This is a genomic window from Nostoc sp. (genome assembly GCF_036916985.1).
Taxonomy (GTDB): domain Bacteria; phylum Cyanobacteriota; class Cyanobacteriia; order Cyanobacteriales; family Nostocaceae; genus Nostoc.
In genome coordinates, this window is sequence record NZ_JBALFD010000086.1 from 44634 (window position 1) to 68630 (window position 23997).

23 protein-coding genes are annotated in these 23997 nt (G+C 41.9%); 12 read left to right on the forward strand and 11 right to left on the reverse strand.

The window, feature by feature from the left end; translation table 11 throughout:
- Positions 1–261: 261 nt before the first annotated feature.
- On the reverse strand, positions 262–1056 hold the full coding sequence (locus V7L07_RS28215) for a class I SAM-dependent methyltransferase (protein ID WP_335062383.1): 795 nt from the start codon (positions 1054–1056) through the stop codon (positions 262–264).
- Positions 1057–1109: 53 nt separating this feature from the next.
- Here V7L07_RS28215 and V7L07_RS28220 point away from each other — a divergent pair, with 53 nt between their 5' ends.
- From V7L07_RS28220 to V7L07_RS28235, 4 genes are all read left to right on the forward strand, one after another.
- The gene (locus V7L07_RS28220) at positions 1110–1310 is read left to right on the forward strand and encodes a hypothetical protein (RefSeq protein ID WP_335062385.1); all 201 of its coding nucleotides are present in this window, start codon (positions 1110–1112) and stop codon (positions 1308–1310) included.
- 203 nt (positions 1311–1513) lie between these two features.
- On the forward strand, positions 1514–1708 hold the full coding sequence (locus tag V7L07_RS28225; RefSeq protein ID WP_335062387.1) for a heavy-metal-associated domain-containing protein: 195 nt from the start codon (positions 1514–1516) through the stop codon (positions 1706–1708).
- 155 nt (positions 1709–1863) lie between these two features.
- On the forward strand, positions 1864–4200 hold the full coding sequence (locus V7L07_RS28230) for a heavy metal translocating P-type ATPase (RefSeq protein ID WP_335062389.1): 2337 nt from the start codon (positions 1864–1866) through the stop codon (positions 4198–4200).
- Between the two features lie 19 nt (positions 4201–4219).
- On the forward strand, positions 4220–4447 hold the full coding sequence (locus V7L07_RS28235; protein ID WP_335062391.1) for a hypothetical protein: 228 nt from the start codon (positions 4220–4222) through the stop codon (positions 4445–4447).
- 248 nt (positions 4448–4695) lie between these two features.
- Here the strand turns inward: V7L07_RS28235 and V7L07_RS28240 are convergent, their stop codons facing one another.
- From V7L07_RS28240 to V7L07_RS28250, 3 genes are read right to left on the reverse strand one after another with little or no spacing between them, the layout of a single operon-like run.
- A complete protein-coding gene (locus V7L07_RS28240; RefSeq protein WP_335062393.1) occupies positions 4696–5130 on the reverse strand; it encodes a class I SAM-dependent methyltransferase in 435 nt (144 codons plus the stop codon).
- Positions 5090–5353, reverse strand: coding sequence for a hypothetical protein (locus tag V7L07_RS28245; RefSeq protein WP_335062394.1), 264 nt, complete (start codon positions 5351–5353; stop codon positions 5090–5092). Before V7L07_RS28245 ends, V7L07_RS28240 begins: the two co-directional genes overlap by 41 nt.
- Before the next feature lie 6 nt (positions 5354–5359).
- Positions 5360–5794 (reverse strand): heavy metal-responsive transcriptional regulator, encoded by a 435-nt coding sequence (locus V7L07_RS28250; RefSeq protein ID WP_335062395.1) that lies wholly within the window; start codon positions 5792–5794, stop codon positions 5360–5362.
- 346 nt (positions 5795–6140) lie between these two features.
- On the opposite strand from V7L07_RS28250, the gene V7L07_RS28255 reads away from it, so the two are divergent.
- Entirely contained in the window at positions 6141–7229 is a 1089-nt protein-coding gene (locus V7L07_RS28255; RefSeq protein WP_335062397.1) for an aromatic ring-hydroxylating dioxygenase subunit alpha, read from the forward strand.
- A gap of 395 nt (positions 7230–7624) precedes the next feature.
- Here V7L07_RS28255 and V7L07_RS28260 read toward each other — a convergent pair whose 3' ends face one another.
- The 3 genes from V7L07_RS28260 to V7L07_RS28270 form a co-directional block, all read right to left on the reverse strand.
- The gene (locus tag V7L07_RS28260; RefSeq protein WP_335062399.1) at positions 7625–7759 is read right to left on the reverse strand and encodes a hypothetical protein; all 135 of its coding nucleotides are present in this window, start codon (positions 7757–7759) and stop codon (positions 7625–7627) included.
- Between the two features lie 222 nt (positions 7760–7981).
- Positions 7982–8659, reverse strand: a complete 678-nt coding sequence (locus tag V7L07_RS28265; RefSeq protein ID WP_335062401.1) for a hypothetical protein — start codon at positions 8657–8659, stop codon at positions 7982–7984.
- A 229-nt stretch (positions 8660–8888) separates the two neighbouring features.
- Positions 8889–10883: a heavy metal translocating P-type ATPase gene (locus V7L07_RS28270; RefSeq protein WP_335062403.1), complete on the reverse strand. Its 1995-nt coding sequence runs from the start codon at positions 10881–10883 to the stop codon at positions 8889–8891.
- A 247-nt stretch (positions 10884–11130) separates the two neighbouring features.
- Here V7L07_RS28270 and V7L07_RS28275 point away from each other — a divergent pair, with 247 nt between their 5' ends.
- Both V7L07_RS28275 and V7L07_RS28280 read left to right on the forward strand, forming a co-directional pair.
- Complete coding sequence (locus tag V7L07_RS28275) at positions 11131–12474, forward strand: Nramp family divalent metal transporter (RefSeq protein ID WP_335062405.1); 1344 nt, start codon at positions 11131–11133, stop codon at positions 12472–12474.
- A 152-nt stretch (positions 12475–12626) separates the two neighbouring features.
- Positions 12627–13319, forward strand: a complete 693-nt coding sequence (locus V7L07_RS28280) for a Uma2 family endonuclease (RefSeq protein ID WP_335062407.1) — start codon at positions 12627–12629, stop codon at positions 13317–13319.
- Positions 13320–13352: 33 nt separating this feature from the next.
- Here V7L07_RS28280 and V7L07_RS28285 read toward each other — a convergent pair whose 3' ends face one another.
- Positions 13353–14444, reverse strand: a complete 1092-nt coding sequence (locus V7L07_RS28285) for a DUF6745 domain-containing protein (protein WP_335062408.1) — start codon at positions 14442–14444, stop codon at positions 13353–13355.
- Positions 14431–14724, reverse strand: coding sequence for a hypothetical protein (locus V7L07_RS28290; protein WP_179064340.1), 294 nt, complete (start codon positions 14722–14724; stop codon positions 14431–14433). The genes V7L07_RS28285 and V7L07_RS28290 overlap by 14 nt, the downstream gene beginning before the upstream one ends.
- 492 nt (positions 14725–15216) lie before the next feature.
- Between V7L07_RS28290 and topA the strand changes: the two genes are divergently transcribed.
- From topA to V7L07_RS28310, 4 genes are all read left to right on the forward strand, one after another.
- Positions 15217–17880, forward strand: a complete 2664-nt coding sequence (topA, locus tag V7L07_RS28295) for a type I DNA topoisomerase (protein WP_335062410.1) — start codon at positions 15217–15219, stop codon at positions 17878–17880.
- Between the two features lie 349 nt (positions 17881–18229).
- The gene (locus V7L07_RS28300; RefSeq protein ID WP_012410890.1) at positions 18230–18370 is read left to right on the forward strand and encodes a hypothetical protein; all 141 of its coding nucleotides are present in this window, start codon (positions 18230–18232) and stop codon (positions 18368–18370) included.
- Between the two features lie 7 nt (positions 18371–18377).
- The gene (gene aroQ, locus V7L07_RS28305) at positions 18378–18842 is read left to right on the forward strand and encodes a type II 3-dehydroquinate dehydratase (protein WP_335062412.1); all 465 of its coding nucleotides are present in this window, start codon (positions 18378–18380) and stop codon (positions 18840–18842) included.
- 64 nt (positions 18843–18906) lie between these two features.
- Complete coding sequence (locus V7L07_RS28310) at positions 18907–19851, forward strand: ADP-ribosylglycohydrolase family protein (protein ID WP_335062414.1); 945 nt, start codon at positions 18907–18909, stop codon at positions 19849–19851.
- Positions 19852–20048: 197 nt separating this feature from the next.
- On the opposite strand, the gene V7L07_RS28315 is transcribed toward V7L07_RS28310, so the two are convergent.
- On the reverse strand, positions 20049–20234 hold the full coding sequence (locus V7L07_RS28315) for a hypothetical protein (RefSeq protein WP_335062462.1): 186 nt from the start codon (positions 20232–20234) through the stop codon (positions 20049–20051).
- Here V7L07_RS28315 and V7L07_RS28320 point away from each other — a divergent pair.
- A complete protein-coding gene (locus V7L07_RS28320; RefSeq protein WP_335062416.1) occupies positions 20165–22858 on the forward strand; it encodes an HD family phosphohydrolase in 2694 nt (897 codons plus the stop codon). The genes V7L07_RS28315 and V7L07_RS28320 overlap by 70 nt on opposite strands.
- A 198-nt stretch (positions 22859–23056) precedes the next feature.
- Here V7L07_RS28320 and V7L07_RS28325 read toward each other — a convergent pair whose 3' ends face one another.
- Positions 23057–23971 (reverse strand): DUF1338 domain-containing protein, encoded by a 915-nt coding sequence (locus V7L07_RS28325; protein ID WP_335062418.1) that lies wholly within the window; start codon positions 23969–23971, stop codon positions 23057–23059.
- Positions 23972–23997 lie beyond the last annotated feature (26 nt).

The window sequence follows — 23997 nt, forward strand, 5'->3', positions numbered from 1 at the left end:
TTTGATGGGCAAGCATTTCCGAGGGATTTTGCGAAGGCAGAAATAAATTCTCCGGTGCAGTACCTTGTTAGCTGTATTAACCCTCTTTTGTCACTTTAGTAGAATCCAATTGCTGAAAGCCTTTCAGGGCTTCCATCTCTAGGTTTTGGCTACAAACTTGAGTTACTATTAGAAAATAAAAGCTCAAAGCTAGACTACATAAAAGTTTCAGAATGTTGCTTCGATTATTGTTTTCTGAAAGTGACAAAAGAGGGTTAATCTCTAGAATGCATCATTGTGCCATTTCCAATTGCGGGTATCTTCTTGGGTCTTTTGTAGTGCCACTATTCGCGTTACGCGATCGTCAAATATTCTTCGATAGAGGCTTGGTAAGAGAATCTGAGACCAAGTTCTTTGATTAATCGGAGACATTAGCCTCCTTGCAATCATCTTTTTCCATGATTTCGACACCTCACCATCCAAGGAATCATATTCCTCATAACAGGGATAGTTTTTCAAAAAATCAATTACACGTTTCACAGATGGGAAAGAAACATCGTCAACAACCAGATATCCTCCAACTCGGAGTAGACGGGAAGCATAGAAAGCATCTATGAGCGTATGGTCAAATGTGTGCCAACCGTCTATGAAAACCAAGTCAAACTGACCTTCCTTTTCTTCCAATAAGCGTGGCAGTGCAAATTCTGACTTGACTTGAATGAGATCGAAAAAGTCAATTCCAGCCTCGTCTAAATTCCTTATACCAACCCCATCCCAATGAATATACTGGAATGGATCTATGATAATATGGGAAGCTCCAACGCGTTCTTGGATACCTAAGCAAATGTGCAGGGATGAAAGCCCATAGGCACAGCCAACTTCCAGAGTTTTTATAATTTTAGGATCATTATGAATGATTTTTGATAAAAACTCGCCCTCTTCGCGATCAATTGCAGAGTGTAGTTTGTGAACTTCCCCGTTCCGCCCCACAACTGTGCCCGTACTGTATATATTTTCAATAGTCTGGTTTATGTGCAATGTTCTATGCATCGCACTTTCTTTGGAATTATCTAACAAAATCGCATTGCTCCCCTAATGTAGTTATGTCGCTTTAGTAACACACACTTTTATTGGATGACAAACGTTTTGTAGCACGTTGTACTTTTGATGGACAACAGTTACCTCACATCTTGCACCTAGCCCTAGCGATTAGAAATCGCGGCTACACAAACGTTCGCGTAGCGTCTCGCAGAGAAGTCTGCCTACGCGGACTAACGCAAAATCAACAACCTGCGGAGGCAGATAAAGTCTCGTGTAGCCGCGACTTCTAGTCGCCTGGTGCAAGATATAAGTTACTTGTAAAGAAATTTGAAGTTTAGCGAAAAACTTTTAAAAATCTCTAGACTCTCCAGCCGGCTAGAGAGTCTAGGATGAATTCAGGGCGACCCTCAACCAGAAATTTCTGATGTGTGAGGGATACGTCTCAGTCATCCAGCTTGGTCTGGTAAGGTTGTTCATTTTATCCCGTAAATCTATGACTCTCCAACTCACAGTTCCCAGCATGTCTTGTTCTGTTTGTGCAAGCAAGATCACCAAAGCACTTCAGGCAGTCGATGCCAATGCTAGCATTCAGGCTGATCCAACAACCAAGCTGGTCAATGTAGAAACTCAAGCATCAGAAACAGCAATTAAGGAAGCATTGGCTGCTGCTGGTTATCCAGTTGCTTAAGGGGATTGGGGGATGGGGACTGGGTACTGGGGACTGGGAGAATGACCAATTGCCAATCCCTAATCCCCAATCCCTAATCCCCAATCCCTAATCCCCAATCCCCAATCCCCAATCCCCAATCCCCAATCCCTAATCCCCAATCCCCAATCCCCAACATGGATACTCTCACGCTCAAACTTCGAGGCATGAGTTGTGCCGCTTGCGCCAACAACATCGAAAAGGCGATTCGCTCTGTTTCTGGGGTAATTGACTGCAACGTTAATTTTGGAGCAGAGCAAGCCATTATAAAGTACGATCGCTCTTTAGCCAATTTAGAGAAAATTCAAGGTGCGATCGCATCTGCGGGATATTCTTCCTACTTACTCCAGAAAGAATTACTCTCCGAAGAAGATGATGCTGAGAAAGCAAGTAGGCAAGCATTACAACGCCAACTCTCTCTCAAAGTAGCGGTGGGAGGTGTAATCAGCATTTTCCTCCTTTTGGGGTCGTTGCCCATGATGACTGGGCTAAATTTACCTTTAATTCCAAGTTTCCTGCAAAATCCTTGGGTGCAGTTAGTGCTGACAACACCTGTCGTGTTCTGGTGTGGTGGATCTTTTTACCGCAATGGCTGGAAATCCCTCAAGCGTCATACCGCGACGATGGACACGCTGATTGCTTTGGGTACAAGTGCAGCATATCTATATTCTTTTTTTGCCACTGTTTTTCCAGAATTTTTTCTTGCTCAAGGCTTGATACCTCATCTTTATTACGAAGTTGCCGCCTTTGTCATTACCTTAATTTTGTTGGGGCGGTTGTTGGAAAATCGCGCTAGGGGAGAAACTTCTGAAGCTATCCGCAAACTCATCGGATTACAAGCTAGAGATGCCAGAGTCATCCGTGATGGTAGAGAAATTGATGTTCCCATTGCCGAAGTCAGGATCAACGATGTGATTTTAGTGCGTCCTGGTGAAAAGATTCCGGTAGATGGCGAGGTAATTGCAGGCGCTTCGTCGGTAGATGAAGCGATGGTAACTGGTGAAAGTTTGCCAGTCAAAAAGCAGCCAGGAGATGAGGTAATTGGGGCGACAATTAACGGTGCAGGTGCATTTCAGTTTCGGGTGACACGAGTCGGAAATGATACATTTTTGGCTCAAATTGTCAAACTAGTGCAACAAGCGCAAGGTTTTAAAGCACCAATTCAACGCTTGGCAGATCAAGTAATAGGATGGTTTGTACCAGCTGTAATTGCGATCGCGATCGCTACTTTCGTCATTTGGTTTAATTTCACTGGCAATCTTATCCTAGCAACAATGACAACGGTGGGTGTACTGATTATCGCTTGTCCTTGTGCTTTGGGTTTAGCTACCCCCACTTCTGTAATGGTAGGGACAGGCAAAGGTGCAGAAAATGGGATTTTGATTAAGGGTGCGGACAGCTTAGAACTAGCACACAAAATTAAAATCATCGTTCTAGATAAAACCGGCACTTTAACTCAAGGGAAACCGACAGTTACAGACTTTGTGACTATCAACGGTACAGCTAATGGTAATGAACTCCAGCTTTTACAGTTAGCAGCAACGGTAGAACGCAATTCAGAGCATCCTTTAGCTGAGGCGGTTGTAAAATATGCCCAGTCTCAAGAGGTGAGTTTAATAGATACAAAGAACTTCGTAGCTAATGCAGGTAGTGGTGTCCAAGCAGTTGTTATAAATCAGCTTGTGCAAATTGGTACGCAACGCTGGTTAACAGAACTTGGAATTAATACCATAAGTCTCCAGCAGTATAAAGATGCCTGGGAAGCGGCTGGGAAAACGGTCATTTTGATTGCTGTAGATGGGGAACTACAAGGAATAATGGGTATTGCCGATGCCCTCAAACCTTCATCAGCAGCAGTGGTGAAAGCCTTACAGAAGTTAGGTTTAGAAGTAGTAATGCTTACCGGAGATAATCATAAAACTGCTGATGCGATCGCTCTACAAGTTGGCATCCAGCGAATCTTTGCCGAAGTGCGTCCAGATCAAAAGGTGGCGATTATCCAATCTCTACAAGGGGAAATAGGTCACAGAAGGGCACAGAGAAAGAATTCTCCTAACTCCTCACTCCCCACTCAGCACTCAGCACTCAGCACTCAGCACTCAATTGTCGCAATGGTAGGTGATGGCATCAATGATGCACCAGCCTTAGCACAGGCTGATGTGGGAATTGCCATTGGGACGGGAACAGATGTAGCGATCGCAGCTAGCGATATCACCCTAATTTCTGGAGATTTGCAAGGAATTGTCACAGCAATTCAACTCAGCCGTACCACCATCAACAATATCAAGCAAAATCTCTTCTTTGCCTTCATTTACAACGTCATTGGTATTCCTATTGCGGCAGGAATTCTGTTTCCCTTTTTTGGTTGGTTACTCAATCCAATTATTGCCGGTGCTGCAATGGCTCTTTCTTCGCTCTCTGTTGTTAGCAACGCCCTCAGATTGCGTAACTTTCAACCAAAAATTAGCTCATAAATTCAGGATAATTTAGCAAATGTTCAGTCAAAAAACGCTTTGGGGAAGCCTTACAGCTTTAGTGCTTCTCACTGGCACATTAAGTGTAGCATTTGCAGAAATGCCAGCCCATTCATCAGAGCAAACCAGCCAATTTCAAAGTATTGAGCAACCTTTAGGCTTGAAAGTTGGTGTTGCGATCGCAGGTTTAGCCTTAATTGGACTAGAGTTGTGGTGGTTTCTTCTCTATAAAAGTCCTGATTCCTGATTGGTGTCAGTCCAGAGAGGTGTTTTGAATAATCGGACAAATTGTCTCCTCTTTTTCTTTGAGTCCCACTACCTATACTTGGAGCTTCTCTAGCTTGCTGCCTGTTTGGTATCCATATAGTTTCCCCAGCGAGTGAGAACCCCTAGATTATAATACTGAGTTGCAATTAAATATAATAACTTGAGTCTTTGAGGCTGAAACTTTTAGCTAATGTCAGGTTACTGAAACGACAGATTGACAGCGCACTATTAAAGCGCTTTCTCAATCCAAGCAACACGAGTGAGTATCCAACCATCTACTTCTTGAGCGATGGTACTCCCCTGTACTTGAAATCCAAGCTGTTGTAAATACATTTCAATGTCCAGAGGAATTATTTCTCGGCTGCGACTACTGTAGCTGCTGACAATTAATCGTCCTGCTGGTGCAACCAGTTGTTCAAGCAGTCGCCTCAAGTAATCTAGGTGTAAGTTTTCGGGGACATATTCCAGTAATGTGTGTACAAAGTCATACTGCATCGGTGTTTGCAAAGTGAACGCATTCGCAACTACTAAGTTAGTTGCAAACGCAGGTAATCTCCTACGTGCTAGTTCAACAAGCTGGAGTGAAATATCTACACCATACGGAGTTAGATAAAACCCTTGCTCACCTGCCCATTGCATCAAACACTCCAACAATAGGCCCATTAGCACAGCCCAAATCGAGAAAAGTACCACTTTTATTGACTGCCTTTAGAATCAGCTTTCGCGCAAATTGCCAGCGTTCTGGTGTACTTCCCCAACCCGATTGTTGGTAAGAATTTTCTGAAGATAGATAGGTAACTTCAATCTCGTTTTGTTGAGCATCAAACCAAGCTTTTAGTTTAGAGCTATTGGAAGCTTGTTCACTTTGATAGTCATTACTCTCCATATACGCTTATTTCCGCCGACCTGTACTAGTATTTTGAATAATCGGACAAATTGTATCCTCGTTATGGTTGCTGATATTCTTCCAGCCTGAAAGTAATCCCTTGATTTCAGAGCGTAAAGTTAACAACTGATCTATTTGGCAATCAATCTGCAAAACCTTCTCTTCAAGTTTTTCTTTGATTTCACCGCAGGGAGTCTGCCCTTGATCGTAAACCTGAAGAATATTTCCAATCTCCTCTAGGCTAAGACCGAGATTTTGTGCCCTTTTAATGAATGCTAGACGAGTTAGCACATCCAATGAAAACTGGCGAAAGCCTCCCTCTGTTCGTCTCAATGAATTGATTAAGCCTAAACTCTCGTAATAACGAATTGTCCTGATGGGTATTCCAGTTAAATCTGTTACCTGACCAATTAAAAGCAGTTTTTTATCTTGAGTTAACATGGTAGATTTTCCCAACTCTTGTAATTATTATTACATATTTTTCTACACGTTAAGTTGTTTGAGAGTTAAGCAAAATATGATCATCAGTATTACAACTTTTTATCTAATTAGAGATTTTACTAAGTTTTAAATCTTCAAATATCTAGTCTAAATGTATTTTTGGAATTTAGCTGATATTAAAATGGCATAATTTTGACATTTTTAATCATATTTTTTCAATATTTTACCTGATGATTTTTATTCATTTATTGGGTAGCTGTTTCTCATGGTACTGAAAGTAACTGTTTTTTTAAAGTTCCCATGTTACTTCTAGATCAACTGCTTCACTTCAAGTGAAACCATAAAAATGAACCTCAACTCGCAGACTTTTAGCTCAATCCGTAAACCTAAAATTTTCAATAATCCAGAGCGTTTTATTGAGGGATGGTATTGGGTAATACCCTCTCAAAATCTGCGGGTGGGTGATGTAAAACCTGTCACGATTTTGGGTAAAGAATTAGTAATTTACCGTGGTAAAGACAAAAGGGTAGTTACCTTTGATGCCTACTGTCCACACATGGGCGCTCACCTTGCTGAGGGTAAAGTTGAAGGTAATGCACTACGTTGTTTTTTCCACCACTGGAAGTTTGATGCTGAGGGGATGTGTATTAATATCCCATGTTTAGAGACACCACCTTCTCTACAATTACAAACTTGGCCCACTGCTGAGAAGTACGGGATGATTTGGGTTTGGACTGGAGAAATACCACAACAACCCTTACCTTTTGTTCCAGAGTTGGAACAAAAAGAGTGTGATGTCGCCATCCATTCTCATTTTGTGATGAACTGTCACCCCAATGTGGTGATGATTAATGCCATTGATGCTCAACATCTCAATACAGTTCACAAACTGCCAGTAGAAATTATTTTTGAAAGACAGGAACTTAACGAAAATGCTATTATCTTCAGTAATACTACACCCATCAAAGACAATTCCTTTTTCATTAAGCTCATCCGTCTTTTCTACAAAAATGTCATAACTTACAGTATTTGCTATTGGTACGGTAGCATTGGCATTGTGACACTTGGTCCAGACTTCTTCCATGTCCACATGATGGTTGCAGTTCGCCTCCATCAAGGGGGAAAAACTGAAGGTCAAGTTCTGCTGATGACTAAAAAACGTAAAGGAATTTTTGGTTTGTTATGCAATCGAGTTGTGCTATGGCTGACTAAGATTGTAGCTAAGTACTTTCTTATGGGTGACATTAAGATTCTCCAAACAATTCAGTTTGATTTGAAAACTCCCATGAAAGCAGATCACTCAATTATGCAGTTTATTAACCATGTTGAAAAACAGCAATGCCTAATGTGGGGGACTTGGAAAGAAGCACGATCGCACGATATTGAGAGCAAGCCCAAGCGTGAGAGATGGCAAGATACAATGAGTAATGACTAACATCATGTTTATATGACCAGAATTCCGTCTGGCCAATTAAACAGATACACTCTCATACCATTGTCAACAATCTTTGCAATAATTAATCGTTTGTAGGGGTGTACAGATGTATGCCCTTACCAATGTATGTTTAGTAGGTATTTTGTAAAATGATATAACAATAAAGTTACTTTTAACTTTTAATTTATTTTTTACTGGGCTACCAAATAAATAAAAAGAAGTGGCAAAGCCACTTCCTAATTCCCAGGTAGAACCTAAGTTATGAGTATAACGACTACAAAAACTTGAAATAGTATAAACCAACACCAATTAACTGAATATCTCTATTTTCCTTGTTTTCTGGGTGGGGAAATCTTAATTTCCATGCGCCAAATAACTGTATATTTACATAAGTCTTATGATTGTAATACAGACTCAAGTTTATCCAGTTCGTCGTTAAGATATGCCAATTTTGCCTCTTCATCAAGAAGTTGCTGTTCTAATTGAAACTTAACTGCCGTACTAGCCTCAATAGCTACAGCTTTATTCATCTGCTTTAACTTCTCGCTACGGATGTCAAATTCTGCCTGAAGTGCGTCTAGTTTTTGTTGCGATCGCCTTCTCTTTCAATAGCTGAAACATAATTCTGACGATAGATGTAACTTATGTAGTTTCTTATAAAAGTAAGTTACTACTTCCAGACCTAGTATAAAAATCTGGTTTAGATAGTCTGCTTTTGCCTAAGCCAGCAAATTTAGATGTTTAGTAGCCGATCATTGCTCACTAGGATTCAATACAACGATAATTTCTGCTAGCCTAATTTCCAAAGGTTTCCAATGGGGATTGGTGGAGGAAAAAGTGCTATCTCCTAACACTGCTTGGTAGTCATTGGGGAACTTTTCAGAAGCATTGGGAGCAGCATCTACTCGTAAAATGAGTTTGCCTTGATAGCTGGATAATTTGCTACTATCCAGCAAGATAGTACCGCCGTAATCCCACTCCAATCCATAGAGTTTAAAGTTACCTAATTTCTTGCGTAACTCACTCAAAGGTGTTCCGACTCCAATACCTTCGCGGGTTTTCCAAGCTGAACCCAGGTTACGCACATCTAGAGGTTTGGTACGAGTATTATCACTCCAGACTACCAAGAGCGATCGCCCTTGATTTAGATTTAACTGAGTAGCTGCAAAACTACCTATTCCTTCAGCACCAGAAATAGTTTTATCAACGAGACGAGATGCACCAAACAGCTTTACTAAATCTTGCTTGGTGGTTGTGCGTGTTATCGGCCCCACTCGTTCCCCAGGAACAATTAAGATATCTTTTGATGCTTGCGTAGCAACAGTACTTGGATGATTGATTTTCTGGGGTAGTGCAAAGGCTGGGTTTACTGAATAGTTAATCAGTAAAGCTAAAGTAGCTGTAGCAATGCCTTTGATTGATGAATTCATAGGTTCTATTTTGGGTAGCGGTTTATGAGTGAGAAGCATTTATAGTTTAATTACTACAACTTCTCAATTACATATTCCCGATTTCCCAAAAATTTTATAAGAAGAATTCAGAACTCAGGAGCGGAGCCGGAGACGCTCCGCCTCTGGTCAGAATTCAGTATGAATTCTGTACGAGTGGATGATAGCGTTATGGGTAGCGTATTCTGAATTCTGTATTCTGATTCCTGTTTTATTTCATCGCTCTAGTTGCGTTTAAAATTGCCAGTAAAGCTACTCCGACATCAGCAAAGACAGCTTCCCACATTGTCGCGATACCAAAAATACCCAATCCAATAAATATAGCTTTAATTGCTAAAGCAAAACCAATATTTTGCCAAACAATTGTGCGAGTTTTTCTGGCGATTTGTATTGCTTCTACCACTTTTAACGGTGCATCTGTCATGATTACAATATCAGCCGTTTCGATCGCGGCATCTGAGCCTAACCCACCCATTGCCATACCAACATCTGCTCTAGCAATAACTGGTGCATCATTAATACCATCGCCAACAAAGGCAACTTTACCATGCTTGCCAGCGGTGCTGAGTAATTTCTCAATGGCATTAACTTTTTCTTCTGGTAATAACTCTGCTTGATATGTATCTATGCCAAGCTGTTCAGCAATCCGAGAAGCGATCGCTTGATTATCTCCTGTCAACATTACTGTTCTATCTACACCCATTCGCTTGAGTGCTTGAATCGCCTGTCTTGCATCTTCTTTGAGTTCATCAGCTATGACAATATATCCAGCGTAAATATCATCCACTGCTAGATGAATAACTGTTCCCTCTAACTGGCAATTATCATGCACAATCTTCTCTCTGTGGAGTAGGCGATCGCTTCCCGCTATCACTACCCTATTTTCCACCTTGGCTCTAATTCCATAACCTGCAATCTCTTCATAATCTCTCACCACAAATTCATCAATTTTTTCACCATAGGCTTTGCGGATAGATTGAGCAATGGGATGATTTGAGTGCGATTCTACTTTGGCAGCTAATTGCAGTAATTCTTGTTCATTCCAGCCATTTAATGGTACTATTTTGGCTACTTTGAATACCCCTTTAGTTAATGTTCCAGTTTTATCAAAAACAACTGTATTGACTGCATTTAAAGTATCTAAAAAAGTAGAACCTTTAACCAAAATACCACGTCTAGCCGCACCTCCCACACCTCCAAAGTAACCTAATGGAATACTGATAACGAGTCCACACGGACAGGAAATAACTAGTAAAATTAGGGCACGATAAACCCATTCGGAAGAAGTTGCACCCGGAATAAATAAAGGAGGTAATATTGCAACTGCTAGAGATGTAAAAACTACAATTGGTGTATAATATCTGGCAAATTTAGTAATAAACTTTTCTGTTTCTGCTTTTTTACTTTTGGCATTTTGCACCAAGTCTAAAATCTTGGCAATGGAAGATTCATCAAAGAGTTTTGTGACTTTAATTCTGAGAACACCTATTTTATTGATCGTTCCAGCCAGAACTGTCTCACCTAACCTGACTGTTCGCGGTACAGATTCTCCAGTTAACGCAGATGTATCAACTTGCGAATTACCGTCGATAATTTCACCATCTAAGGGAATCTTTTCTCCAGGTTTAACAACGATAATATCTCCAATATTTACTGTTTCTGGTGATACTTTTTTGAGTTCTCCCTCTATTTGGATGTTGGCATAATCTGGGCGAACTTCCAATAATGCTTTGATCGAATTACGGGAACGACTGACAGCAATATCTTGGAACAATTCTCCAATTTTATAAAATAACATTACTCCGACAGCTTCGGGTAATTTATGAATTGCGATCGCACCTAATGTCGCTACTGTCATCAAAAATGTTTCATCAAATACTCTGCCTCTGAGGATATTACGCCCAGCAGTTTTTAACACACTCCATCCACTTAATAAATAGGAAGGGATAAAAAGCAGATATTCACCTATTGAATAAAACGTATTGTGTAATTGAGTTTCAAAAATTACACCAGGCGCATATAAACCTAAAATCACAACTAAAGGCAATAACTCATTTTTCAGATTGAATTCTCCACCGTGGTCGTGATTGTGGTCATGGTTATGATTCTCATCATGATTGTGATTATGAACATGGTTATGATTCTCGTGATGATCGTGTTCACCGTTGCAACAATCTGAAGATTCTGAATGTATTTTCTGATTCATTTTTTCTATAGAGGCTAGTAACTTATTGGATATATTAGCCTTTATTCAAATGTAATTAAAAAAAGAAGTTTTTACAAGTTGATAATTTAAGAACGAGAATCTATATCAACACAAAATCTAGGTTGATTGTTAAATATTTCTACTAATATTTAGTGAATATTAAGTTTTGTAAACTTGTCAAGATAGCTGTTACTGTTAGTATTTCATAAGATTATGAGAGAATTATGAAAAATAAGAGTGTAAACAAATGCCCTTTCCAGAAAAACCAGCCAGGAAGCCCAGCCTACCTGAAGTTCATCGCAGCATTAAAATTCCTAACACCAAAAGCTTCTGGCGCAAGATGTTGGCTTATGGAGGGCCAGGATATTTGGTATCTGTAGGGTATATGGACCCTGGTAACTGGGCAACTGACTTAGCCGGTGGGGCTAAATTTGGTTATACGTTGCTAACGGTGATTATGCTTTCCAACTTGATGGCAATTTTAATGCAATCTCTGTGTGTGCGGTTGGGAGTAGCAACGGGGCGAGATTTAGCGCAGGCTTGTCGAGATAATTTCAGCCCACGTGTTAACTTCGGGTTATGGGTACTTTGTGAAATAGCGATCGCAGCCTGTGACTTAGCGGAAGTTTTGGGAAGTGCGATCGCACTGCAACTGCTTTTTGGCATTCCCCTGAGTTGGGGCGTGTGTATCACAGCACTAGATGTAATTGTATTATTACTGCTACAAAACAAAGGCTTTCGCTATACAGAAGCTTTGGTAATCTTGTTAGTAGCAACTGTAGGTATTTGCTTCACAGCAGAAATCATTTTTTCGCGTCCTGATTTGGGCGGAGTTTTATTAGGATATGTTCCCAAAATAGAAATTGTACAAAATCCAGAAATGCTCTACATTGCTATTGGCATTTTGGGGGCAACAGTGATGCCACACAACTTGTATCTACACTCATCAATTGTGCAGACGCGAGATTGGGAATCAACATCCCAAAAGAAATGGGAAGCAATTAAGTTTGGCACAATCGATTCTACAGTTGCTTTATGTTTTGCCTTGTTTATCAACTCAGCAATTTTGATTATTGCTGCGGCAACTTTTCATTTTTCTGGTAATCAGGATGTTGCAGAAATTCAAGATGCTTATAAATTGCTCTCTCCCTTATTGGGTGTGAATGCCGCCAGCGCCATTTTTGGCTTGGCATTACTTGCTTCTGGACAAAGTTCAACCCTGACTGCCACCTTAGCAGGGCAAATCGTCATGGAAGGATTTTTAAATCTGCGTCTAAAACCTTGGCTACGTAGATTATTGACTAGATTAATTGCCATTATCCCAGCATTAATTTCAATTATTCTTTTGGGAGAAAAGAGTACAGGTAGCTTACTAATTTTTAGTCAAGTGATCTTGAGTTTACAGCTATCGTTTGCGGTAGTGCCTTTGGTGATGTTTACGAGTAATCGTCACTTAATGGGTGAATTTGTCAATCCTTGGTGGCTAAAAACTTTATCATGGTTAGTAGCAATTGTGATTGGTAGCTTAAATGCTTGGCTATTATTGCAAACTATTTCAATCTGGCTTAGGACTTACGCAATAACTCTCTAAAACTCTTATTTCTCTGCGTCCTTTGCGTCCTTGGCGGTTCGTTTTTTCATTATTTTGCGTAAGTCCTATGGCTATTTACAAGTACTAGCTAGAATATTTATAGCGGTTCGCAGCGCTAGGATGTACACAAGCTCATTTTCAGTACAACAATTATGGTGAAAACACCCTCCCAGCCTTTGACAATTCCTCTTTTGGAAAATGGCGACAAACTCACCCGCTACGAATTTGAGCGTCGCTATAATGCCACCCCTAACCTGAAAAAAGCTGAATTAATTGAAGGGATTGTCTATATTATGCCAGCTGCTCTGCGTTTCCGAAGTCACGGTCAACCGCATGGTTGGGTTATTGGTTGGTTAGTTGCTTACGAAGCTGCAACTCCTGGTGTAGCGTTGGGAGTTGAACCTACCGTCCGCTTAGACTTAGATAACGAACCTCAACCCGATGTTGTTCTGTTGATTGAACCAGAAGCCGGTGGTCAAACGCGGCTGAGTGAAGATGATTATATTGAAGGTGCGCCAGAGTTAGTTGTGGAAATTGCTGCTAGTAGTGCGGCTATCGATCTTCATGGCAAAAAACAGGCTTATCGTCGCAACGGTGTCAAAGAATATATTGTTTGGCAAGTTTTAGACCAAAAATTGACTTGGTTTTCTCTGGAACAGGGTGAATATTTGGAATTAATACCTGATAATGAAGGCGTTTTGCAAAGTCGGGTATTTCCAGGGTTGTGGTTAGCGGCGACAGAGTTATTAGCAGGTAATATGCAGGGTGTATTGAAGATTTTACAAGCAGGTTTGCAATCTGCTGAACATGGAGATTTTATCAAGAAATTGGGTAGCGATCGTTGAACAATTTCTAAATGGGGAAAGTATCTTAAGCAATTATGTTTGCACACCAAATTCTTCTGAATCTACACCCCAATTTATCCAGCGAATTGCTTCACGCGCTGAGTTCATATTCGGCGGAACTCGCAAGGCATGAATAAAGCTTGTACTAGGACAAGTCATTTTTAATAAATAAATTGGCTCAATATCCACATTATTATAAATTTTTAGTAATGTATATTCTTGCCAAGTATCTACTTCAATAGCTTGTAATTCTTGGCAGATTCTAGCGTAACCAATACCCTGAATTAACACTCGGCGTAGTTCGGCATTTTCCTCTGATAAAAGCCATTCAGCTTGCCATTGCTGCGGATGGATTTTACCGTATTTTTCAGGTAAGGTTACGCCGTGGTATGAGTAGAGGCTATATCCATCAGTAAATTCAATGGCGGGTTCGCCTTCAGCGTGGAAGCGATTTTCATTGTCGAAGCGCAGGTGAAGGGGGCGATCGCATATAATACAAATGTTTTCAAAAGCAAAAATCCAGCCACATTCTTGAATTAAAGATTGAAATCTTTTCCATTTCTGTTGAGGATGAACAATGTTCAAAACAGAGATACAAAAATCATTTCCATCCATCCAATTTCCGTGATTTTCAAGTCTAAAGGAGTTATTAAGTTGAACTTCAATCAACCACGAATGATCCTCTAGCTGCTCGTTTACTTCAGTGCAAAATTTTTCAATTAAGCCTTTGTGTATTTCATAATTTAACTGAGAATCTGCCATACCATAGAAACACTTGAGGAATTTTACGTACTTGTTTCCCAAGCTGTGACGGAGTTTACTGGCAAGTTCTTTAAAGATATGAGGCGAAAATAAGCTCTCTAAACTATTTGGTTCATTATTGAGGTAACTGTCTATAAATTGAGGTGACAGTCGTTTTAGCATCCAGTTGCAAGCTGCATAAGGGCTATCACAAAAAACAATTTCAGGTTCTTCAAAACCAATCGCCACATAAGCAGCTTTTACCACATTAGCAGCTTTCTCTCTATCAATTCGCTCAGTTGAAAGCGCGATCGCTCTCCACTTCTCCCGATAAACTGGAATCAAAGCCTCTTGCTCAGGCGTTAACTTTTCAATCAGCGACATAACGCCAACCTTCAGGCTCGTATTCTCGCTGAATTTTCACCATCCAGTCACCTTGGGGAATAGAAATAGCTTTATGCTCCTCATGAGCTAGCAATGCCGAATCTGAAAAAACACGTAAGTAAAGTGTGCTATCTTTTTCCAATAATTCCGCCTCGCCTTCAGTAATCCGATGTTTATGACCCGTAACTTCGCCTTCTGCCAAAGTTAAATGAGGTATTTTTTGTCCTTCAACCTGCTGCACAGGTAGTAAGATCACATCACCCTGACGAATTGGTTGCATAGTTTTGCTTTCCTGACATGGGTACAAATCCCACTTCGCTTTTGCTCTCAATTTTGATTTAATTTTGGCACAAGCTCTATTAAATGGGAATTGGGCGTTCGTAGTGCTGAGTTAGGAGTTAAGAGTAGAGACGCGAAAAATCTTTGTCTGTACAAGAGTTAGGAGTTTTGTTTATCTCCTTGTCCCCTTGTCTCCCTTGTCTCCCTCATTTCCCCAGTCCCCAATCCCCAGTCCCCAAATTTAAAAACTGTAGTCGCCAATTATGCGTTAGATAAGTTAAAGATTAAAATAGCTGGAAATTCAGACCCAGCGTACCCTCATTTATCCTCTGGGACAGACTGGGCAATAAGTTCAGCGAATTTTCTCCCAAGCAGGCAGTTTATGTGAGGATTAAATCACCGCCCTAAGCGTGACCATTTATCTTGACAATTTGCAAAAGTTACCTCAATTTGACTGTTTGGCTTAGTAGCTCTTCTTTTTATTGAAATTTCCATGTCAACTCTCGTCATCGTCGAATCTCCAACCAAAGCTCGTACCATTCGCAACTACCTGCCAGCAGGCTATCGGGTGGAGGCATCTATGGGTCATGTGCGTGACCTACCCCAATCGGCTAGTGAAATTCCCGCTGCCGTCAAGGGGGAATCATGGGCGCAGCTAGGGGTAAATGTGGACGCCGACTTTGAACCGGTATATGTTGTCCCGAAAGACAAAAAGAAAATTGTTACCCAGCTGAAAGATGCCCTCAAGGATGTAGATGAACTGATTCTGGCAACGGACGAAGACCGGGAAGGTGAAAGCATTAGTTGGCATTTATACCAACTGCTGAAGCCGAAGGTTCCCACTAAGCGGATGGTGTTTCACGAAATTACCCAAGAGGCGATCAAAAAAGCTCTGAAAAACTGCCGCAATATTGATGAGCAGTTGGTTCGCGCCCAAGAAACACGGCGGATTTTAGATCGACTTGTCGGCTATACCCTATCTCCCCTGTTATGGAAAAAAATCGCCTGGGGATTATCTGCTGGGCGAGTGCAATCTGTAGCTGTGAGACTTTTAGTCACTAGAGAACGCCAACGCCGTGCTTTCCATGAGGGTACGTACTGGGATTTGAAAGCCAGTTTGTCAAAGGAAAAAACCCCCTTTGGTGCCCAGTTGGTAACGTTGGGAGGAACTAAAATCGCTAATGGTAGCGATTTTGACGCAGCCACAGGAGAAATTACCGCAGGTCGCAATGTTTTGTTGCTCAACGAAGAACAAGCGGTAGCCCTCAAGGAACGCCTAACTGGGAAAACCTGGAATGTTAACGACATCGAAGAACGCCCAGTAACGCGCAAACCGTCGCCACCGTTCACTACTTCGACGTTGCAGCAGGAATCTAACCGGAAACTGCGCCTCTCAGCCCGTGACACCATGCGGGTTGCCCAGAATTTGTACGAGCAAGGGTATATTACCTATATGCGGACAGATTCAGTGCATTTGTCAGATCAAGCGATCGCAGCTGCTCGCAGTTGTGTAGAAAAGCTTTACGGTCAACAATACCTCAGTCCCCAACCCCGGCAATACACCACCAAATCCAAAGGCGCACAAGAGGCACACGAAGCAATTCGTCCAGCAGGTAGTACCTTCCGCACCCCCCAAGAAACTGCTTTGGGTGGTCGGGAACTTGCCATTTACGATTTGATTTGGAAGCGGACTGTTGCCTGTCAAATGGCTGATTCTCGGCAAACTCAAATTACCGTGCAATTACAAGTTGAGGATGCTGGATTCCGTTCTTCTGGCAAACGAATTGAGTTTCCAGGATACCTACGCGCCTACGTCGAAGGCTCAGATGACCCAGAAGCAGCACTGGAAGACCAGGAAGTAATTTTGCCAAATCTGAAAGTAGGAGATCATCCGAATTGTACAGAGCTAGAAGCCGTTGGGCACGAAACTCAACCGCCAGCTAGATACACCGAAGCTTCTTTGGTGAAAACATTAGAAAGCGAAGGTATCGGTCGTCCCAGTACCTACGCCAGCATCATTGGCACAATCATCGACAAGGGTTATGCCCATTTGGTGACTAACGCCCTGATTCCCACCTTCACCGCTTTCGCCGTCACCGACTTGCTGGAAAAGCATTTTCCAGACATTGTTGATCCCAGTTTTACTTCGAAAATGGAGCAAACCCTTGATGACATTGCCACAGGTGAAGCGAAATGGCTGCCCTACTTGCAGCAATTCTATCTAGGTGAGAAAGGGCTGGAAACCCTAGTTAGAGAACGGGAAAGTCAAATTGATGCCACCAAAGCTAGGACTGTAGAACTAGAGAATCTAGATGCCAAAGTCCGCATTGGAAAATATGGCCCCTACATCGAAGTCGTAAATGGTGAGGGGGTGATCACCGCGTCAATTCCCAAAGACTTGACACCAGCTGACCTCGACCCCAAACAGGTAGAAGTGCTGCTGCGGCAAAAAATCACTGGCCCTGACCAGGTAGGTCGGCATCCCGAAACTGGCGAACCGATTTATGTGAAAATTGGTGCTTACGGGCCCTACGTCCAATTGGGTGATAAAACCGACGAAAACCCCAAACCAAAACAAGCCTCCTTACTTAAAGGTGTCACCCCAGAAACCGTTACCCTGGAAATGGCTGTTGGTCTGTTGGCACTACCCCGAACATTGGGAGTTCATCCCGTGACTGGGGGCAAAATCCAAGCAAGTTTGGGACGCTTTGGTCCTTACGTGGTTCATGACCAAGGTAAAGAAGGGAAAGACTACCGCTCCCTAAAAGCTGCTGATAATGTATTGGCAATTAGCCTAGAACGTGCATTGGAATTGTTATCCGAACCCAAAAAGGGACGCAGTTCCACCAACAGCAAGTCCAAGGCGGCTTTACGCGAATTGGGTACGCATCCAGAGGATGGGGAAACAATCAATATCTACGATGGCCCTTATGGACCTTACATCAAGTATGGCAAAACTAATGTAAGTATCCCAGAAGGTCAAACGGTAGAAGATATAACTTTGACGGCGGCATTGAACTTGCTGGCTGCTAAGGCATCGACTGGGAAATCGACTCGCAAAACGAGTAAATCAACGAGTTCCAAATCTAAGTCAACTACTAAGTCAACTGCTAAGTCATCAACGACAGCTGCAAAGAAAAAGACCACCGAAGGTTAGTTACAAGTCAGCTAATTTGGGATTTTAGATTTACTTCGCCTACAAGAGGCGGGGCATGAACCCCAAAATTCTTTTAATCTAAAATCTAAAATTCGTAGTCAAGAGTCTCAAGTCCGATCCTGAACTCTTGACCCTTGATATCCATCCTTGATAGGATACAGTTCGATAGGTTGCAAGTGTGATAGTCTAAAAGGTAAGGGAAAACACAACGCCAAATTTTAGAAGTGGCTTATGTCCCAAATACGGGATTGTGTATCAGCCCGATTGGAAGCCAGAGGTGCGAAAATATGCCATTTTCTGCGTACCTGTTAATCAAAAATTGAGGTAGTATCTCAGGAGCGGTCTGTTCATGGACTATATAGAAAAGGTGCTGGAAAAGCTTAAGGAATTAGCTCGTAGGCTAATTGAGAGCCTGTTAGGGCCGGAGGCTGAACCGGAACCGGAACTGATTCCGATTCCTGTGAACGATCGCTCACGCCGTCGCCACTAACCCCAAAGTGCTGAACTCGACGCAACCCTTAAGCATTCTAGTACTGCATGGGCCAAACTTAAATTTGCTAGGACAGCGAGAACCAGGAATTTATGGTTCTTTGACGCTAGCTGAGATTAACCGCCTGTTAGAAGAAGAAGCATTCAAGTTACAGGCGAAAGTTTTTTCTGTGCAGTCAAATCACGAAGGAATTTTGGTAGATACTATTCATGGCGCATTAGGAGAGTATCAGGGAATTCTGATTAATGCAGGCGCATATACGCACACAAGTGTCGCCTTGCGAGATGCGATCGCTGCTGTTAACTTACCCACAGTAGAAGTGCATCTGAGTAACATTTACCGCCGAGAAGATTTTCGCCATCATTCGTACATCGCCCCAGTTGCGATCGGACAAATAAGTGGTTTTGGCGTTCAAAGTTACCTGTTGGGCTTACAAGCTTTGGTAAATCATTTAAGAAAGGATGAAAGATGAATCAGTTATAGATTTTAGACTTTAGATGAAGTTCTAAAATCTAAAATCTAAAATTCAAAATTGTATGCGTTACTCTCCTATAAGTCGGTTTAAAGGTACTTTACTTGGAGCATTTCTGGGGGGAAGTTTAGCTTCTGGTGGTGAAATCCAATTTCAGAGTTACCTAGATTTGGGCAAAATGGCGGTTCTTGGTACTCAGAGTTTGATTGCATTAGGTAGATTAGATTTAGATGATTGGATAAGGCGTCAGCAAGAACAATCGCTTCATTTAGCTGCAACTGATGATACATCGATAAAAATAATTATTGCCACACTACCAGTAGCACTCTTTTTTCACGAAAATCCAATTAAACTGCGTCAAAACTTGCTACGTGTACTAAACATCTGGAAAGATGACCCAGTAGTAAGAGATGGAACACTCGCAGTTGCTTATGCGATCGCTCTTGCCCTAACTGAAAAACTTGACCCCCTAACCCTTATTCCACAAACAATTGCTTTTATCGGAGAAACACCGACATCAATACCAAAAAAATTATTAAGAGTCCAGAATTTATTAGCACAAGGGGTTGGATTGTCAAGGGCACAAGCTGAGTTTGCGAGGGAAGAAAAACTCAGTAACACTATTGCAATGGCATTTTACTGCTTTTTGAGTACCTTGGAAGACTTTCGCCTTGCAGTTTTGCAGGCAACTTACAACAATAATTCTCAAGTGCTAGATGCTACGCCTCTAAGCTCAAAGGCTACAGGTGCAATTACTGGTGCTTTATCAGGCGCATATAACGGTATCAGTGGAATTCCTGTAAATTGGCAAGTTTTGCTCTTGCAGAGTAATCCTCCAGTATGGGGACTAACTAGTTTTTCCCAAATGTTACAATTGACTGATGCATTTGTGGCGGTGTGGTCGGGAGTGTATGATCTTACCTTAAATCCAAGGGAGTTAGCAGAGGAGGGATGTGAGGCGGTTCTGCTTTCAGTTTACGCAGCTCCTCGCGTTATTCGGTTGCGTTAATCTCAATTAACCAGATAAGGGGTTAAATGCCTGTATTAGTATCATATACTAGAATTTTTCCGCAAACCTCGGACTGATTCTGTAGGTAGCTATTGTGGCAAATCGGCAGTAAAAAAGACCCGCCACCGTAGTTACAGTAGCCGCAGATTAAGAAGTAAAAAGTAAAAAGATAATCCCCATAAATAAATTTAGGCGGCTCACAACCATTTTTCTTTTTCTTTCTTTTGCCTTTTTACTTTTGCCTTGTTCGGTAAACTTTCCTGATGATTGTCTTTTTTTGAGCCATCAAAGTCGGCAATTGCAGGCAGAGATAATGAAAATGCAGCAATTTTTGCAGTTCTTGAACCAGCAATTGACTCACTGGCGGCGACAGTATACAACACTATGCCGTAAGGGAAAGTTAATGAGAAGTCCCAAAGCTAAAACCCATAGAAGGGAACTTCTAAGGACTATGCTCAAGAATATACTCCTGTTTTTATCAAAAACCAATCACAAAAGCGAGCGTCGAAAACAAGAAAGAGCGCTAAAACCAAAGGCAAAATCGGTCAAAACTCAGAGCAGTATTTGTGCAGTCGGTTTAGATTGGGCATATCAACAGCGTTACTCGGTAATTTTGGCGATCGCGATCGTATCTCTAACAGGCGTTATTGGAAATAAATTATACAATCAGACGCAACTCCAAGTCGGAAATCCCGCGCCCCAGACAATTACAGCCCCTTACACAGCTAGTATCGAAAATCAGAAAAAAACAGAAGCCAAGCGCAAAGCCGTTAGTAAAAGCTCCTTAAAGGTGTTGATGCTTGATGCGCGAATGAATGAAGAAATTAATAAAAATTTGCAACAACTCCTAGATGATGGCAACGAAATTCGCGCCGTTGCTGGAGCTTTTCCTTTTTTTGATTCTGTAGTTTTATCCATTTCTACCCAGCGTTATCTCCGCTCTTGTCCTGACTTAGAATGGCAAGCACTGCTATTGACTGTAGAAAATAGTAAAAATCAGCAGAAGAAACCAAAAGGACAAACTACCGCCTCATCCAATCAGCAACGCCAGCCGCGCACAACACCCAAATCTGATTCACAGAGTCCAAAAAAAACAGAGTCAGCTAATTTTTCTCAAAATACTGACTTTACTCAAGCCTTAGCAGAACTAGAATCTTACCGCCTCACAACTTCTGAGAAAAACTTATCCTTACTGATTGCTCTAATTTCCCAAGCACGCCAAAGATACACCCAAGCCACTGCCAAACTTTTACAGTTAGAGACTGTTAACCCAGAAGCAGTATACGAAGAATCCCTCCTTTTAGATTTATTAGATGTGGAGTGGGAAAAAACACAAACAGGAATCCATCAAATTACAGAGCGGATTCTTGCCCAAGGCATCCCACAAGGACTACCAAAAAATATCTTACAAGATGCGGTGAGTTTACAATTACAGACCTTTGTACCAGAAGACGCCGAAACTTTGGCAAAGAATGTGTTGTTAGCTGTACTTAAGCCGAATCTGCAAAATGATGAAGAACAAACAAGAGAAAACGCTCAAAAGGCTGCTGCTGGTGTACCACCTGTGATGGTAACGGTACATTATGGTGAGGTGATTGTCAAAAAAGGAGCGCAGATTACTGCATGGAACTTTGACGTGCTAGAGCATTATCACCTGATTCGTCGGGAGATAAAATGGCAGGAGTTGCTGAAGTTAGGAAGCGTGATTGCGATCGCCATTGGCATTTTTGTCTGGGTAGAACGGCATATCGATTACGAATTGCGACAACGCGATCGCCTGTTAGTGTTACTGCTAACTCTGAGTGTACCAGGAGCGATCGCCATCGGATTGCCCTACACTACCTGGAGTGCCCTTGGTTTGTTGTTGGGAAGCTTCTACGGCTCTACTTTGGGGTTAACAGTTGTCGGACTGTTGTTGCCGATCTTAGGCATTAGTTTGGAGATGAGCAAGGCTGCCCTTTTAGCTGGTGTTGGGGGAGGAATATTAGGTAGTTACATCGCTCAACGATTGCGATCGCGTGAAGAATTGGCCTTATTAGGTGTGGCGATCGCTTTAACTCAAGGCGGTATTTATCTGGTTGTTAAAATCTTAATTGGTCAAGCATTTGGTTCTACCTGGTATATCGTCCTCCAAGAAGCCGGATTGTTTGCTTTATCCGGCTTAGGCTGGAGTATTGTCGCCTTGGGCTTGAGTCCTTATCTAGAAAAAGTTTTTGATTTAGTTACCCCAATCCGCCTAGCAGAGTTGGCGAATCCTAACCGCCCTTTATTAAAACGACTTGCTACTGAAACTCCGGGAACTTTTCAACATACCCTGCTTGTGGCTACCCTTGCCGAAGCTGCTGCCAAAGAACTAGGATGCAATGTTGAATTGGTCAGGGCCGGAACATTATATCACGATATTGGTAAAATGCACGATCCCCTTGGCTTTATTGAAAATCAAATGGGTGGGCCGAATAAACATGATACTGAGATTAAAGACCCTTGGAAGAGTGCAGAAATTATTAAAAAGCACGTGACTGAAGGGTTGGTGATGGCGCGTAAACACCTTTTACCGACAGCAATTCAAGCTTTTATTCCAGAGCATCAGGGAACGATGCTGATTGCCTATTTTCATCACCAAGCGCAGCAAATGGCTCAGGAAGATCCGAGTTTAATAGTAGACGACGCAGATTTTCGCTATGATGGGCCGATTCCGCAATCACGGGAAACAGGAATTGTGATGTTAGCAGATTCTTGTGAAGCCGCGCTGCGATCGCTGCAAGTATCGGCTAAATCTCCGGGAAAGAAGCCATTAATTAAAGATGTCTCCACCGAACAAGCTTTAACAATGTTAAATAACATCCTGCGTGCCAAATGGCAAGACAATCAACTCGTAGATTCAGGACTAACACGGGAAGAAATGTCACAAATTGCTGAAATATTTGTGGAAGTTTGGCAGCAATTTCATCACAAACGCATTGCTTATCCCAAGTTTAAGGCTAGTGGTGCTGCGCTTAATTCTTAATGCGGATATAGGACAATACGGTTCAGTTAAGGCTTTACTCTTTGTTAAAGTGATTTTTTAACGAACCGCAAAGGACGCAAAGGACGCAAAGGAAGAGAAGGAAGAGAAGAAGAAGGAAGACAAGCTTAACTGAACTGTATTGGGATATAGGAATCTGATTTTGACTTTTCTCTCCTTCCTCGTACCTACTTAGACGAGTCATTTCAAAAGACGAGTCATTTCAAACAATTGCTGGGCATTACTTCCTAAAAAAGCATCAAAAAGTACCTGCTTTCCAGATTCCACTTCTACTAAATAGCGCTGGGCAATTTCATAATAGGCGTAAGTCCAAGGAATCTGAATTTCTGCACCACTGTTATCATCTAATACCGTCACCATTTCTGTGACTGCTTGAGTCGTAGTTTGCCGCAAACCACAAGTAATATTTCCCTCTATCTCTGCTTTCATTGGTACACCCAGGTTAGCCAAAGCACTGGCGGTAGTATCAATATCTGGATATTCTGGAGTATTCTGTCCGTTGATGTAGCCTGTGAAATGGTTGACAGCATATCCGTGCAGCAACATCCAAGCGCCATATTGAGTAACCTGATTTACCTCTTCCACAATAGAACGCTGGGGAAGTTGCCAAGGGCGGGTAAAGACTTGCTGGAGTTCTTTGGCGATGGTTTCAATATTCCTGTCTTTTTGTAGAATAATCAGGGGTGAGGTCAGTTCCTTTGCGATTGAAGATACTGTTTTAGAGATGAGTTGGGCAATATTAGCAGGCAATTCATCGACAATCAACTCGCTGATAAACAGCTTGGGTAAGTTAAATTCCTCTTGCTGCGGATGACGATAATGACGAGCGTACAAATGAGTTTGAGCAAAAGTATACTCTCCAGCCGCCACGTAACCTAAAGCTTCTGCAAGTTGTCCAAGGTAGTCAATTCCCAAATTAACTTGACCCTGTGGAGTATCTACTAATAAACGCAAAGACCGAAAGGCAATGTGGTCGTTGGCGACAGTCCCACCCGCAGCAGTAATCATTTGTTGGTAGGTACGGGCATGATTTACCCTGGCGCTGTATTCTTGCCAAAGTAATTTCCATAAAATCAGGGTTATTTCGGGTTTCATAATGAACTGGGGATTGGGGACTGGGG